Here is a 14,428-nt window from a genome sequence, read left to right on the forward strand (position 1 = left end):
AGTGTTGACCTCAACCCGACCTGAGGTCGCACGATCACCGCATGCCGATCTCCGCCGACACCCACGTACGCCCCGCCCGGCCCAGCCGCGACCTGCCCGCAGCCGAACGGTTCTATGCCGACGGCCTGGGCCTGGACGTGCTCTACCGGGGCGCGGCCGACGGCCCGGGCGAACACGACCTGGTGATGCTCGGCCGACCCGGCGCGGGCTGGCACCTGGAGCTGGTGGGCGGCGCGGCGCTGACCGTCGACCCGCGCCCCACCGAGGCGGACCTGTTCGTGCTCTACCTGGACGGGCCGGTCGAGGACGGGCTGGTGGCGAGACTGGAAGGGGCCGGGGGGGGGACCAGGGTCTCCGCCGGCCCCTACTGGGACGACGACAACTCCAGCTCGGCGCGTCTGACGCCGCGCCACGACCTGGAGCCGTCGGGTGGGGGATCGCGTTCGCCGACCCGGACGGCTACCGCCTCGTGCTGTGCACCCGGACCTGGTCGAACGGCTGACTCACGTCGTCGACATCACCGCGCGGCCGAAGAACGCCAGGTTGGCCGGGCGCTCGGCCAGTCGCCGCATCAGATAGCCGTACCACTGGTCGCCGTAGGGAACGTAGGTACGCACCGTGTAGCCCTCGCCGACCAGACGCTTCTGCTCGTCCGGGCGGATGCCGTAGAGCATCTGGAACTCGAACCGGCCCGGGTCGCGGTCGAACCAGCGCGCCCGGTCCTCGCCGATCGCGATCAGGCGCGGGTCGTGGGTGGCGAGCATCGGGTAGCCGTCGCCCGCCATCAGCACGTTCATACAGCGCACGTATGACTTGTCCACCTCGCGGGCGGACTGGTAGGCCACCGACTCCGGCTCCCGGTAGGCCCCCTTGCACAGCCGCACCCGGGACCCGGCGGAGGCCAGCTCGCGGCAGTCCGACTCGGTCCGTCGCAGGTACGCCTGGAGCACCGCGCCCGTCGACGGGTGGTCCTTGCGCAGCTTGGTCAGGACGTCGAGCGTCGAGTCGGTGGTGGTGTGATCTTCCATGTCCAGCGTGACCGTGGTGCCCGCCGCGTCGGCCGCCGCGCAGATCGCCCGCACGTTCTCGTACGCGAGCTGCTCGTCGAACATCTGGCCGAGCGCGGAGAGCTTCACGCTGACCTCGGCGGCCGGGGTGAGCCCGGCGGCACCGAGCAGGCGCAGCAGTTTCACGTATTCGTCCCGGGTGGCGTTCGCCTGCTCACCGGTGGTGGTGTCCTCGCCCAGGTAGTCGAGGGTGACCGCTTGGCCGTCGGCGACGAGTGCGCGGGTCGCGCGCAGCGCGTCGTCGGTGCCGGCGCCGGCGACGAACCGGCGGACGACGTCCCGGGTGAACGGGGCCGTCGCGACGAGCCGCTCCACCTGGGATGACCGGGAGGCGGCGAGGATGACGGAACGGAGCATGGGCCGAGCCTAACGCCCACCCCGGCACCCGCGCCGGGCACGTGTTAGGCGGGGGCCCTTGTTATCAGCCTGGCGATAAGAAGGGCCCCCGCCAAACGCACCGCGCCATGTCCGCGCCGAGTCGTCTACCGTTGGGGCGTGAACTTCGACGCGTACGCCCGGACCGGGGTCGAGCTCGTCAACGCCCGGCTGGACGACCTCGACGGCCTGCGGGCCCTCTTCCCGGACGAGAACGCCTGGATGCGCGACGAGGTCGCGGAGCGGGACCTCGCCATCTTCCGGCGAGCACAGAAACGCCTGCGGGACGTCTTCGAGTACGGCACCTCGGGCCGGGACGCCGACGCCGTGACGGAGCTGAACGCGCTGCTGGAGGCGTTCCCGGTGCAGCCCCGCATCTCCGGCCACGACTCCTCGGACTGGCACATGCACGTGACCAGCCGGGGCGCCTCGGTCTCCTCCGAATACCTGGCCGGGGCGGTCTGGGGGCTGTCGGTCTGGCTCTGCGAGTACGGCAGCGCCCGGTTCGGGGTCTGCGCGGACGAGCGCTGCGGCAACGTCTACCTGGACACCTCGTCGAACTGCTGCCGGCGGTTCTGCTCCGAGCGGTGCGCCACCCGCTCGCACGTGGCGGCGCACCGCGCCCGCAAGCGTGCCGCGGTCGGCGAGCAGGCGGTGCCGGCCCAGCCGCTCGCCCCGGTCAGCTGACCGCTGCGGTGTTCACCCGGCCCGCCGGCCGTCGGCGGCGCGGCCAGGCGTCTCGGCGGCGCGATCAGGCGTCGACGGGTGAGGGCGCGGTCAGGTTGGCCCGGGCGAACGCCAGCGACTCGCGCAGGTCCGCCTCCCGGACCGCGCGGCTCTTCGCGCCCCGGGTGGTCACCTCCACCGCCACCGAGCCGGTGAAGCCGCGCCCGGCCAGCGAGCGGAGCAGCTCCGCGCAGGGCTGACCGCCCCGGCCCGGCACCAGGTGCTCGTCCCGCCCCTCGCCGGTGCCGTCGCCCAGGTGCACGTGCGCGAGCCGGCTGCCCATCCGGTCGGCCATCGCCAGCGCGTCCGTGTGCGAGGCCGCGCAGTGCGACAGGTCGAGCGTGTAGGCGGCGTAACCGGCGTCGGTCGGGTCCCAGCCCGGGACGTACGGCACGAACTGCCGGCCGGCCATCCGCACCGGGAACATGTTCTCCACCGCGAAGCGGAGCCCACCGAACTGCCCGGCGATGGCGTCGAGGCCGTCGGTGAACGTACGCGCGTAGTCACGCTGCCAGGTGAACGGCGGATGCACCACCACGGTCGGCGACTCCAGCGTCTCGGCCAGCTCAGCGGCGCGGCGCAGCCGCTCCCACGGGTCGGGGCTCCACACCCGCTGGGTGACCAGCAGGCAGGGCGCGTGCACCGACAGCACCGGAATGTCGTAGTGCTCGGACAGGCCGCGCAGCGCGCCCGCGTCCTGGCTCACCGGGTCGGTCCAGACCATCACCTCGACGCCGTCGTAGCCGAGCGCGGAGGCGAGCTGGAACGCCGCCGCGGTCCGTTCGGGAAAGACCGAGGACGTGGACAGGAGCACCGGGACGCGGGAAGTCACACCCCTCAGGGTAGCCGCACCCGCCAGGAGGCATCGGGACGAGCAGCCGCAAAATCACCCAGAGCGACCGCTCGGATCACATCGGTGCAAGCTGATCCAGCCGGCGTAGGATGACCCCCTCGCGCAACGCCCAGGGGCAGATGTCCACGCTGTCGACGTCGAGCCGGCGCATCACCGCCTCGGCCACCACCGCGCCGGCCAGGAGCTGGTGCGCCCGCTGCGCGCTGACGCCCTCCAGCTCCGGCAGGTGAGCCGGCGGAATGTGCCGGACGAACCCGAGCACCTGCCGCAACCCGGTGCGGGTCAGGCTGCGCCGCGCCCAGAGACCGGCGCCGGACGGCGCGGCGCCGGCCAACCTCGCCAGCGAGCGGAACGTCTTGGAGGTGGCCACCGGACGCTCCCAGCCCACCTCGGTCAGCTGCTTCACCACCGGGTCGAGCTGCGCGTCCACGTACTCCCGCAGGTCCTCCACGGCCCGGGCGGGTGGCGGCGTCAGCCCGGCCGGGTCGATCGCCAGCCGCTCCCGGCTGAGCCGGCCCGCGCCGAGCGGCAACGAGACCGCCACGTCCGGATGCTCGTCGATGCCGGCGGCCAGCTCCAGCGAGCCACCGCCGATGTCGAGCGCCAGCAACCGCCCGGCGGACCAACCGAACCACCGCCGCACCGCGAGGAACGTCATCCGCGCCTCGTCCGCGCCGGAGAGCACCCCCAGACGTACGCCGGTCTCGTCGCGGACCCGGGCCAGCACCTCGCCGGCGTTCGTGGCGTCGCGGACCGCGCTCGTGGCGAACGCCAACAGGTCCTCGGCGCCCAGCCCGTCCGCCGCCGCCCGCGCCATGCCGACGGCCTCGACCAGCCCGTCGGCGCCGGCGTCGGTCAACGCGCCGTCCGGGCCGATCTGCTCGGCCAGCCGCAGCACCACCTTCTCCGAGTGGGCCGGCCAGGGATGCGCGCCGTGGTGGGCGTCGACCACCAACAGATGCACCGTGTTGGAACCGACGTCGAGGACACCCAGTCGCATGGGAAGCACCCTAGGGCCAACACGTTTCGTCGGCTCGCCGGCCGGTCGAGGTGACCGCGCGTACGCTGGTCCGGGTGACAGGGCAGATCGAGCTTCACGTGCTGGTGGACGACCCGGACGACCCGCGTAGCCGCGAGGTCGGGCTGGACTTTCCGCGGGAGTGGATCGAGTTCGTCGACCCGGCCGACCCGAAGCACGTCGTCCGGGCCGACCTGACCTGGCTGCTCTCCCGCTGGACGTGCATCTTCGGCCGGGGCTGCCACGGCATCGTCGCCGGGCGGGCCGCCGACGGGTGCTGCTCGCACGGCGCGTTCTTCACCGACTCCGACGACGAGAAGCGGGTCCGGGCTGCGGTCAAGCGGCTCACGCCGGAGACCTGGCAGCACTTCCGTCGCGGCTTCAAGAACTGGACCGAGAACGACACGGTCGACGGCAAGACGCCGGCCCGGCGCACCGCCACCCGGGCGGTGGACGCGCCGTGCGTGTTCCTCAACGACGCCGACTTCCCCGCCGGCGGTGGCTGCGCCCTGCACGCCCAGGCGCTACGCGACGGCGTGCACCCGCTGGAATACAAGCCGGACGTCTGCTGGCAACTGCCGGTCCGCCGCGACCAGGAGTGGCACAAGCGGCCGGACAACACCAAGGTCCTGATCTCCACGCTGGCCGAGTTCGACCGGCGCGGCTGGGGCGCCGGCGGCCACGACCTGGACTGGTGGTGCACCTCCTCCACCGACGCGCATGTCGGCGCCGAGCCGATGTACGTCTCCTACGGCCCGGAGCTGACCGCGCTGATCGGTGCGCCCGCGTACGCGAAGCTGGCCGAACTGTGCGCCGCCCGCCACCGTCAGGGCCAGATCGCCCCGCACCCCGCCAGCGAGTAAGGAAGGGGCCCCTATTAACGCTTCCGGTAGAGGAAGGGGCCCCGCTTAACGCTTGGGGAACGCCGCGTCGACGAGTGCCTGGGCACTACGCCGGGCCGCCTCGGCGACCGCCGGGTCGGCGTCGAGCACACCGCCGGCAAGACCGCCGTCGAGCACCAGGGTGAGCTGCCGGGCCAGCAGCTCCGGCTCGGCCGCCCCGGCCTGCCGGGCCAGGTCGGTCACCCAGGCCCGCACCGCGTTCTTGTGCTCGACCGTACGGGCGTGCACCGGGCCGCCGGCGGGCGACTCGGCCGCGGTGTTGATGAACGCGCAGCCGTGATAGCCCTCCCGACGGCAGGCCCCGGTGAGCGCGTCGAACATCCCGACGAGCTGGGCCCGGGGATCGTCGCCGGCCGCCCGGGCCGCGTCCCGCAACGCGCCGGACCAGGCCCGGTCGACCTTCTCCAGGTACGCCAGGACGAGGTCGTCCTTGCTCGGGAAGTGCTTGTAGAGCGTCGCCTTCGCGACGCCGGACTCGGCGATCACCGTATCCACCCCGACGCCACGCGGCCCGTACGTGTAGAACAGCCGGAACGCGGTCGCCAGGATGCGCTCCCGGGCGGCGCCGGCGGGAGTGCGGGCCATGGGTCCTCCTCGGTGTCGGTCGAAGCCTATCTGTTCACACCCTTCAAGTAGACAGACCTGTCTGTTAGCCTCGGTCGCACCGAGCGACGCATCGGCGTCGCGCAATATCGGAGGACGGATTCCACATGCGTATCGCAGTGCTGGGCACCGGCGTGGTCGGACGGGCGATCGCCGCTCGCGCGACCGAACTGGGCCACGAAGTCGTCGTCGGCACCCGTGACGTCGCCGCCACCCGGGACGCAGACTGGGGCGACTGGGCCACCGGCCACCCCGGAGTCGCCCTCGCCGTCCACGCCGACGCCACCGCCGGCGCCGACCTGGTGGTGAACGCGACAAGCGGCGACGGCTCCCTCCCCACACTCCACGCGGCGGGCGCGGAGAACCTGGCCGGCAAGGTCCTGCTCGACATCGCCAATCCGCTCGACTTCAGCCGGGGCTTTCCGCCCACCCTGTCGGTGCTCAACGACGACTCACTCGCCGAACGGATCCAGCGGACGTTTCCCCGTACCCGGGTGGTGAAGGCGCTCAACACGCTCACCGCCGACCTGATGACACACCCCCGGCGACTCGGCGGCGGGGACCACAGCGTCTTCGTGTCCGGCGACGACGCCGAGGCCAAGAAGACGGTCGCCGAGCTGCTCATCAGCTTCGGCCACACCGACGTGATCGACCTGGGCGACATCACCACGGCACGGGGCACCGAGATGCTGATGCCGATCTGGCTGCGTCTCTACGGCCGACTGGGCACCCCGTTGTTCAACGTCAAGGTCGTACGCTGAAAGGCCGGCACCCGTTGTTGCGGGTGCCGGCCTTCGTGCGTGCTTACTTGTTCCAGTGCTTGGTGACGAGGTCGGTGGCCTGGTTCTCCCACTGGGCGTAGGCATCCGGGTAGGCGCTCACCTGGACGGTCTGCGCGGCCTCGGTCAGCGGCATGTCCTGCCAGCCGTCGACCTGCTTCAGGCCCTTGAGGAACGCCAGCGTCGAGTATTCGGGGTCGGTGATCTGCTCCGGCGTGCCCCAGCCGGAGGAGGGGCGCTGCTGGAACAGACCGAGGGAGTCGTGGTCGTTGGTGTCGCCCAGGTGGCCCAGGTTCTCCAGCTTCGACTCCTGCAAGCTGGTGGCGATGGAGATGACCGCCGCCCGCTCGGGCAGGCCCGCCTTCTTCGTCGCGGCGATGATCGCCTTGACGTTGGCGGTCTGCTCGCCGTTCAGGTCGATAGTCGACTGCTTGCCCTCGGCCTGGACGGTGGCCGTCACGGGCTTGCCGGTGTGGGGGGTGTCGGCGTGGACGGTGGCCGTCACGGGCTTGCCGGTGTGGGGGGTGTCGGCGTGAGCGGCGATCGGACCGGCGAACACACCACCGGTGAACGCCAGACCAGCGATACCCAGGACACTCTTACGCAGAATCGTGTTCATCAGGGGGCTCCATTCCGGGGGTCGACACACACGCCGAGCGGGGGTGGTCGGCGCGGGGCGAGCACCGTCAGGCGCTCAAAGTTCGGGGGTTCCGGCGGCCTTCGCGGGGCGGGGCCTCAACGCGGGTGGGCCGGAGTGACCGTGTAACGACCGGCTACCCACCGTCATTCCCGGGGGCGGGGTCGGCCGCGCGGCATGGGCGCGCCGGCCTTCCTCGGTCGTTCACCGCGTTACAACGCCCCCACCCCCGCGACGATTCCGCCGCCAGAGTGCCACCCACCACCCCCGAACCGGACACCCCACCCACCCGCACACGAAGACACCCACACCGTTCCACTCAGGCGCCACCACGCCCACGACCGGAACGCCAGAGGTGTCTCCACGCGCTGCAGACGTCCATGACGCTCCACCCGCGCGCTGTCAAGGCCGCGAGTGGAGCGCTATGGATCCCCACCCCCGTCCAGTTGATCATGAAGTTGACCGCCGGGAGAGCGCTCCCCGGCACCGCCAACTTCATGATCAACGCACTCCCCATCCGCGCGCCCGTGGAGATCCGGACCGGCGGGCTTCGGCGCTCGATCTCCGGCGAAAGGACGGAATCCGGCGCGCCCACGAGACGGGCATCTGCCCGGGGCAGACCCACGCCCGCCGGGGCGGTCACGGCTCGAACTTGTAGCCCAGACCCCGCACCGTGACGATGTAGCGCGGCGTGGACGGCTCCGGCTCGATCTTCGACCGCAACCGCTTCACGTGCACGTCGAGCGTCTTGGTGTCGCCCACGTAGTCGGCCCCCCAGACGCGGTCGATGAGCTGTCCTCGGGTGAGCACCCGGCCGGCGTTGCGCAGCAGCAGCTCCAGCAGCTCGAACTCCTTGAGCGGCAGTTGCACGCCGGCCCCGTCCACGGTCACCACGTGGCGCTCGATGTCCATCCGAACCGGGCCGGCGGCAAGCGTCGGCGCTCCCGTCTCGTTGGCCTCGGCGGTCTGCCGGCGCAGCACCGCCCGGATCCGGGCGACCAGCTCACGCGGCGAGTAGGGCTTCGTCACGTAGTCGTCGGCGCCGATCTCCAGGCCGACCACCTTGTCGATCTCGCTGTCCCGGGCGGTGACCATGATGATCGGTACGTGCGACCGCTGGCGGAGCTGACGGCAGACCTCGGTGCCCGACATCTCCGGCAGCATCAGGTCGAGCAGCACGATGTCCGCGCCGGTCCGGTCGAACTCGGTGAGGGCGGAGGTGCCCGTCGCCGCGACGGAGACCTCGAACCCCTCCTTGCGGAGCATGTAGGACAGGGCGTCGGAGAACGACTCTTCGTCCTCGACCACCAGTACGCGGCTCAACGGGTGTTCCTTTCCTGTGGTCAGACCTGCCGGAGCTCGGCCGGGCCGGCCTCGATCCCAGCGGAGGCGAGTGTCGTCTCCAGGTCGTCCGGGGGGCGGGCAGGCAACCGGAGGGTGAACGTCGAACCCCCACCAAGAGTGCTCGACACATCGACCCGGCCGCCATGGTTGCTGGCGATGTGTTTGACGATGGCCAGCCCCAGGCCGGTGCCGCCGGTCGAGCGCGATCGGGCCTGGTCGGCGCGGTAGAAGCGCTCGAAGATCCGGTCGACCTCGTTCGGGGCGATGCCGATGCCCTGGTCGGCGACCGCGATCTCGACGTGCTCGTCGGTGCCCCGCACGGTCATCCGGACCGTGGTGTCCTCGGCCGAGTAGTTGACCGCGTTCTCCACCAGGTTCGCCACCGCCGTGGCGAGTTGGCTGTCGCTCCCGTACACGGTCAGGCCCCGCTGCCCGCCCACGACGATCTCCACCCGGCGGGCGGTGGCCGGGGTGCGGGTCCGGTCGATCACCTCCGCGAGCACCCAGTCCACGGAGACCGGTTCGGGCGCCGGCTGCGGCTCGGCGCCCTGGAGCCGGGTGAGTTCCAGCAACTCCTGCACCAACCGGCCGAGCCGGGTCGACTCGTGCTGGATCCGTTCGGCGAACCGCCGCGCGGCGACCAGGTCCTCGGACAGGTCGGGCGCGCCGTCGCCGGCCGGCTCGGTGGCGTCGACGAGCGCCTCGGCGAGCAGTTGGAGGGCGCCGATCGGGGTCTTCAGCTCGTGGCTCACGTTCGCCACGAAGTCCCGGCGCACCCGAGCCAGGCGGTGCGACTCGGTGACGTCGACCGCCTCGATCGAGATGTAGCCGGCGCCCAGCCCCATGGCCCGCAGGTGCACGCCGAGCGGGTTGTCGCCGGCGCTGTCGCGACCCCGCGGCAGGTCGAGCTCGATCTCGCGACGCACGCCCGTGCGCCGGACCTGCCCGGCGAGGGTACGGATCAACGGGTGCGCCGCGATCGACCCGGGTGTCGCCCCGGCCCGGAGCAGGCCCATCGCCCGGGCCGCCGGGTTCACCAGCACCGGCGTGTCGTCCGCGTCGAGCACCACCACGCCGGCCCGAAGCGAGTCGATCGTCTTGCGGCCGAGCCCGGAGAGGCCCCCCTGCGCTTCGTCCGGAATCGTCGGCCTCCCTGCGTCACGGCGGGAGGTCCCGCCGCCCCGCGACGCCCACCGGCGCCGCCATTCCGTCACGGAACCGGACAGCGTCGATCCGGCGACCAGTCCGGCCACCAACGCCACGGCCACCGCGATGGCCACTGCCCATTCCACCCGGCGATCGTAGGGTCATTGTTAACCCAAGGAACGGGCACAAAGGGACGAATCACTCTCGCTTCCGAGAATGTTCACCCATGGGTCCCGCGTCGTTCATCCGCGTTCACCCTGGTGCCGACCGTCCGGCCTACCGTGGGGCGCGCACCTGCTCACGCCGTACCCGCCTCGGGCCGCGGCCCCCGACCCCAGGAAGTGACGATGCGCGACGAGTTCCGGGCCGACCTGCAGATTGTCAGCCAGCTGCTGGTGGACATGGCCGAGGCGGTGCGCGCGGCCATGCGGCAGGCCACCAAGGCGCTCCTCACCGCCGACCGTGGCGCGGCCGAGACGGTGATCGCGCGGGACGCCGAGATCGACGAGCTCTACCGGCACGTGGAGGAGCGGGTCTGCGACCTGCTGGCCCGGCAGGCCCCGGTCGCCTCCGACCTGCGGGCCATGATCACCGCTCTGCACGTGGCCGCCGACCTGGAGCGGATGGGTGACCTGGCCGACCACGTGGCCAAGACGGCGCTGCGCCGGCACCCCTCCCCGGCGGTGCCGGCCGAGCTGCGGCCGGTCTTCACCGACATGGCCGGCATCGCCGACCGGATGGCCGAGAAGATCGGCGCGGTGCTGGCCAAGCCCGACGCCGACGTCGCCGCCGAGCTGGACCGGGACGACGACGCCATGGACGACCTGCACAAGAGTCTGTTCGGCGTGCTGCTCGGCGACGACTGGCCGTACGGGGTGGAGACGGCGATCGACGCGACCCTGCTGGGCCGCTTCTACGAGCGCTTCGCCGACCACGCGGTGAACGCCGGCGAGCACGTGGTCTACCTGATCACCGGATCGTCGTCGGCCTGACCCACCGAGGAGCAAGGAAGGGGCCCTTCTTAACAGGGGAGTGTTAAGAAGGGCCCCTTCCTCTACCAGAGGCGTTAAAAGGGGCCCCCGCCTTACATCAGCGGCCCTGGTTGGCTACCGCGGCGGCGGCTGCCTTGGCGGCCTCGGGGTCGAGGTAGGTGCCGCCGAGCACCTGGGGACGCAGGTCGGCGTCCAGGTCGTAGCGCAGCGGGATGCCGGTGGGGATGTTCAGCTTGGCGATCGCCTCGTCGGAGATCTGGTCGAGGTGCTTGACCAACGCGCGCAGCGAGTTGCCGTGCGCGGCCACCAGCACCGTCCGACCGGCCAGGATGTCCGGCACGATCGAGTCGTACCAGTAGGGCAGCATCCGCTCGACGACGTCCTTCAGGCACTCGGTGCGCGGCATCAGCTCGGTCGGCAGCAGCGCGTACCGGGGGTCGCCGACCTGCGACCACTCGTCGTTGTCGTCGATCGGCGGCGGCGGCGTGTCGTACGACCGGCGCCAGAGCATGAACTGCTCCTCGCCGTACTCGTCCAGGGTCTGCTTCTTGTTCTTGCCCTGGAGGGCGCCGTAGTGGCGCTCGTTGAGCCGCCACGACCGGCGTACCGCGATCCAGTGCCGGTCGGCGGCGTTCAGCGCCAGCTCGGCGGTGCGGATCGCCCGGCGCATCACGCTCGTGTGCACCACGTCCGGCAGCAGGTCGTGCTCGCGGAGCAGCTCGCCGCCACGCCGCGCCTCGGTCTCGCCCTTGGCGGTCAGGTCGACGTCGACCCACCCGGTGAAGAGGTTCTTGGCGTTCCAGTCGCTCTCGCCGTGCCGCAGCAGGACCAGCGTCCCGACGGTGGGTCCTTCGCTCGCAGTCATGCGGATCATCCTGCCGTACCGGCCGGGCGGACACGCGGGGACCTGTGGTGACGACCACCACGTGGAAATGCGGATGACCGGCGTTCCGGCGCGGGACTAGGTTGTAAGGCATCTGAGATAGATCGGTCATTACCATTCGGGGGCACGGGGATGCGTACGGTGCGGGGTTGGTTCCGGGACACGGCGGGCGGGTTGCCGCGTTCCTTCTGGTACCTCTGGACCGGCACCCTGATCAACCGGCTCGGCTCGTTCGTCCTGGTCTTCCTCGCCATCTACCTGACCCAGCAGCGGGGCTTCTCGGCCGCGCAGGCCGGTCTGGTGATCGGGCTCTGGGGCGCCGGCGGCGCGGTCGGCACCACCGTCGGCGGCACCCTGACCGACCGCTGGGGCCGGCGGCCTACGCTGCTCACCGCGCACCTCGGCGCCGCCACCATGATGGTCGCGCTCGGCCTGGCCCGGCCGCTCTGGGCGGTGGCGGTGGGCGCGCTGCTGCTCGGCATGTTCGCGGAGGCGGCCCGCCCGGCCTTCGGCGCGATGATGATCGACGTGGTGCCGGAGAAGGACCGGCTCCGCGCGTTCTCGCTCAACTACTGGGCGATCAACCTCGGCTTCGCCTGCGCCGCGGTCCTGGCCGGACTCGCCGCCGAGGCCGGTTACCTGCTGCTCTTCCTGGTGGACGCGACCACCATGCTCGTCACCGCGCTGATCATCTTCACCCGGGTGGGCGAGACCCGGACCGCGCCGGCCGGTCCGGTCGGCAGGAGCCAGCCGGCCCCGGCGGGCGCGCTGCGCACCATCCTGCGCGACCGGGTCTTCCTCGGTTTCGTGGCGCTCAACCTGTTCGCCGCGCTCGTCTTCCTCCAGCACATCTCGATGCTCCCGATCGCCATGGCCGACTCCGGGCTCAGCCCCGCCACCTACGGCTCGGTGATCGCGCTCAACGGCGTGCTCATCGTGATCGGTCAGCTCTTCGTGCCCCGGCTCATCGCCGGCCGGAGCCGGTCGCACGTACTGGCGCTCGCCGCACTGATCATGGGCGTCGGGTTCGGGCTCACCGCACTCGCCGACACGGTCTGGCTCTACGGGCTCACGGTGCTGATCTGGACGCTCGGCGAGATGCTCAACTCGCCCTCCAACGCCACCCTGATCGCGGAGTTGTCCCCGGCCGCGCTGCGCGGTCGCTACCAGGGCGTCTTCTCGCTCTCCTGGCAGCTCGCCGGCGCCAGCGCGCCGATCCTCGGCGGCCTGCTCCGGGAGCAGGCCGGCAACACCGCGCTCTGGCTGGCCTGCGCCGGGATCGGCGCCGTGGCGGCGGTCGCGCACCTGGTCTCCGGCCCGGCCCGGGAGCGCCGCGCCACCCGGCTCCGCGCCGCCGGGACGGCCGTCGCGCCGGTCACCCTGGCCCGCACCCCCGCGCCCGAGGCGGCCGAGGCCGCGGCCACCTCACCCGCCGCGCCGGTCCAGGTCGGTTCCTGAGTACGCCGCTGGGTACGGTACCTGGGCGTATCGGTAAGGAAACCTTCCTGGAGGAGTGGTGCACGGCCTGCGGCGCTGGTGGGACGACACGGCCGGTGGACTGCCCGCCACCTTCTGGTACCTCTGGACCGGGCTGCTGATCAACCGGGCCGGCGCGTTCGCGCTGCTGTTCCTGTCGCTCTATCTCACCTCCGCGCGGGACGCCTCCCCGTCGCTGGCCGGGCTGGTCGTCGGCGCGTACGGCATCGGCGGCGCGGCCGGCACGCTGCTCGGCGGCGTCCTGGCCGACCGGTGGGGCCGACGGGCCACGCTGCTCGCCGCCCACCTGGCCGCGGCCGGGCTGATGGCGGCGCTGGCGTTCAGCCGGCACCTGGCGGTGATCGCCGTGCTGGCCGCGCTCGTCGGGGTGGTGCACTCGATGCCGGGTCCGGCGTTCGTGGCCGCGATCGTGGACGTGGTGCCGCAGGCGGCCCGGTCCCGGGCGTTCAACCTCCAGTTCTGGGCGTTCAACCTGGGCATGGCGGTGGCGTCGCTGCTGGCCGGTGTGCTCGCCGAGGCGAGCTTCCTGGCGCTGTTCCTGGTCGATGCCGGGGCCACGCTGGCCGCGGCCGTGGTCATCGCGCTCACGGTGCCCGAGACGTTGGCCCGCCAGGCGGTGACCCCGCGGGCCGTGACGGGCCGGCGGCCCGGGCTGCACACCGCGCTCACCGACCGCACCTTCCTCGCGTTCGTCGGGCTGACCTTCCTGCTGGCCGTGCTGACCATGCAGACGTCGACGATCATGCCGCTGGCGATGCGCGCGGACGGACTGCGCCCGAGCGCGTACGGGCTGGTGGTGGCGCTCGGCGGGGCGCTGATCGTGGTCGGGCAGTTGTTCGTGCCCCGGCTGATCGAGGCGCACCGCTCCTCGACCGTGCTGGCCGTCTCCACCGGGCTGATGGCGCTCGGGTTCGGCACGTTGACCGTCGCCGACGGGCTGCCGCTGTATCTCGGCGCGGCCGTGGTCTGGACGGTCGGGCAGATGCTCGCCGCCCCGCCGAACGCCCAGATCAACGCCGACCTGGCCCCGCCCCGACTGCGGGCCCGCTACCAGTCGGTCTTCTACCTGACGTTCCCGGCGGCGTCCTTCGTGGCGCCCGCGCTCGGCGGCCTCAGCCTGGAGCATCTCGGCGAGCGGCACTGGCTGGTGGTGGGCGGGCTGGGCCTGTGCGCCGCGGCCGGTCACCTGCTCGCCGGCGGCCCTCGGGAACGCCGGGTCGCCGCGTTGCGGGCCGCCGCCCGGGAGCCGGAGAAGGTCCACCGCTGAACAACGGCAGAGCGCCCATCCCGACCCCCGTCGGGATGGGCGCTCTGACCGTACGCCCGGCGGCGGCGGGCGACACTCACCCCCGTAAGCGTCGCCCGCTCGCGCCGCCGGTTTACACGGGCGGCACCGTCCCCCAACGGTGTGCTCCACCCGATCATCGCGCATCGCTTGCGCGGATCTGATAGATCCGCCGCTCCCCCGAACGAAAACAAGCGCAACGCGGTGCAATAAAGCTAGTTCGCGCAGATTCCGGATTCAACCCGCATCGCTGTCTTACCCGTCACAGCACCGATGTCGGAAATCCGCCCGTCCCTGCTCCGGCCTCCGACCATCGCCAAC

General features: G+C 72.0%; 14 protein-coding genes and 1 pseudogene. 7 read left to right on the forward strand and 8 right to left on the reverse strand.

Going from position 1 to position 14,428, the window contains the following annotated elements:
* Positions 1-41: 41 nt before the first annotated feature.
* Positions 42-502 (forward strand): annotated as a pseudogene (locus O7613_RS30825) (VOC family protein).
* Position 503: 1 nt separating this feature from the next.
* On the opposite strand, the gene O7613_RS22540 reads toward O7613_RS30825, so the two are convergent.
* Positions 504-1,424 carry a proline dehydrogenase family protein gene (locus tag O7613_RS22540; RefSeq protein ID WP_281586476.1) on the reverse strand — a complete coding sequence of 307 codons (921 nt, stop codon included), beginning with the start codon at positions 1,422-1,424 and terminating at the stop codon, positions 504-506.
* 138 nt (positions 1,425-1,562) lie between these two features.
* On the opposite strand from O7613_RS22540, the gene O7613_RS22545 reads away from it, so the two are divergent.
* On the forward strand, positions 1,563-2,129 hold the full coding sequence (locus O7613_RS22545) for a CGNR zinc finger domain-containing protein (RefSeq protein WP_281586475.1): 567 nt from the start codon (positions 1,563-1,565) through the stop codon (positions 2,127-2,129).
* Between the two features lie 64 nt (positions 2,130-2,193).
* Here O7613_RS22545 and O7613_RS22550 read toward each other — a convergent pair whose 3' ends face one another.
* A complete protein-coding gene (locus tag O7613_RS22550) occupies positions 2,194-3,000 on the reverse strand; it encodes a sugar phosphate isomerase/epimerase (RefSeq protein ID WP_281586474.1) in 807 nt (268 codons plus the stop codon).
* Between the two features lie 76 nt (positions 3,001-3,076).
* Positions 3,077-4,021: a Ppx/GppA phosphatase family protein gene (locus O7613_RS22555; protein ID WP_281586473.1), complete on the reverse strand. Its 945-nt coding sequence runs from the start codon at positions 4,019-4,021 to the stop codon at positions 3,077-3,079.
* 74 nt (positions 4,022-4,095) lie between these two features.
* Here O7613_RS22555 and O7613_RS22560 point away from each other — a divergent pair, with 74 nt between their 5' ends.
* Positions 4,096-4,902: a hypothetical protein gene (locus O7613_RS22560; protein ID WP_281586472.1), complete on the forward strand. Its 807-nt coding sequence runs from the start codon at positions 4,096-4,098 to the stop codon at positions 4,900-4,902.
* A gap of 45 nt (positions 4,903-4,947) precedes the next feature.
* On the opposite strand, the gene O7613_RS22565 is transcribed toward O7613_RS22560, so the two are convergent.
* Positions 4,948-5,526, reverse strand: a complete 579-nt coding sequence (locus O7613_RS22565) for a TetR/AcrR family transcriptional regulator (RefSeq protein ID WP_281586471.1) — start codon at positions 5,524-5,526, stop codon at positions 4,948-4,950.
* A 125-nt stretch (positions 5,527-5,651) separates the two neighbouring features.
* Between O7613_RS22565 and O7613_RS22570 the strand changes: the two genes are divergently transcribed.
* Complete coding sequence (locus O7613_RS22570) at positions 5,652-6,305, forward strand: NAD(P)-binding domain-containing protein (RefSeq protein ID WP_282289850.1); 654 nt, start codon at positions 5,652-5,654, stop codon at positions 6,303-6,305.
* Positions 6,306-6,348: 43 nt separating this feature from the next.
* Here the strand turns inward: O7613_RS22570 and O7613_RS22575 are convergent, their stop codons facing one another.
* The 3 genes from O7613_RS22575 to O7613_RS22585 all read right to left on the reverse strand — a co-directional run bounded on the left by O7613_RS22575 (position 6,349) and on the right by O7613_RS22585 (position 9,518).
* Positions 6,349-6,942: a hypothetical protein gene (locus O7613_RS22575; protein ID WP_282289852.1), complete on the reverse strand. Its 594-nt coding sequence runs from the start codon at positions 6,940-6,942 to the stop codon at positions 6,349-6,351.
* Positions 6,943-7,599: 657 nt separating this feature from the next.
* Positions 7,600-8,283: a response regulator transcription factor gene (locus O7613_RS22580; RefSeq protein WP_281586468.1), complete on the reverse strand. Its 684-nt coding sequence runs from the start codon at positions 8,281-8,283 to the stop codon at positions 7,600-7,602.
* Between the two features lie 20 nt (positions 8,284-8,303).
* Positions 8,304-9,518 carry an ATP-binding protein gene (locus tag O7613_RS22585; protein WP_282294592.1) on the reverse strand — a complete coding sequence of 405 codons (1,215 nt, stop codon included), beginning with the start codon at positions 9,516-9,518 and terminating at the stop codon, positions 8,304-8,306.
* Positions 9,519-9,797: 279 nt separating this feature from the next.
* Between O7613_RS22585 and phoU the strand changes: the two genes are divergently transcribed.
* Positions 9,798-10,442, forward strand: coding sequence for a phosphate signaling complex protein PhoU (phoU, locus tag O7613_RS22590; RefSeq protein ID WP_282289854.1), 645 nt, complete (start codon positions 9,798-9,800; stop codon positions 10,440-10,442).
* 97 nt (positions 10,443-10,539) lie between these two features.
* Here the strand turns inward: phoU and O7613_RS22595 are convergent, their stop codons facing one another.
* The gene (locus O7613_RS22595) at positions 10,540-11,307 is read right to left on the reverse strand and encodes a phosphoglyceromutase (protein ID WP_181570547.1); all 768 of its coding nucleotides are present in this window, start codon (positions 11,305-11,307) and stop codon (positions 10,540-10,542) included.
* A 150-nt stretch (positions 11,308-11,457) separates the two neighbouring features.
* Between O7613_RS22595 and O7613_RS22600 the strand changes: the two genes are divergently transcribed.
* Both O7613_RS22600 and O7613_RS22605 read left to right on the forward strand, forming a co-directional pair.
* Positions 11,458-12,783, forward strand: coding sequence for an MFS transporter (locus O7613_RS22600; protein WP_281586466.1), 1,326 nt, complete (start codon positions 11,458-11,460; stop codon positions 12,781-12,783).
* Positions 12,784-12,841: 58 nt separating this feature from the next.
* Positions 12,842-14,089 carry an MFS transporter gene (locus O7613_RS22605; protein ID WP_282289856.1) on the forward strand — a complete coding sequence of 416 codons (1,248 nt, stop codon included), beginning with the start codon at positions 12,842-12,844 and terminating at the stop codon, positions 14,087-14,089.
* Positions 14,090-14,428 lie beyond the last annotated feature (339 nt).

It is taken from the genome of Micromonospora sp. WMMD975, from assembly GCF_029581215.1.
Taxonomy (GTDB): domain Bacteria; phylum Actinomycetota; class Actinomycetes; order Mycobacteriales; family Micromonosporaceae; genus Micromonospora.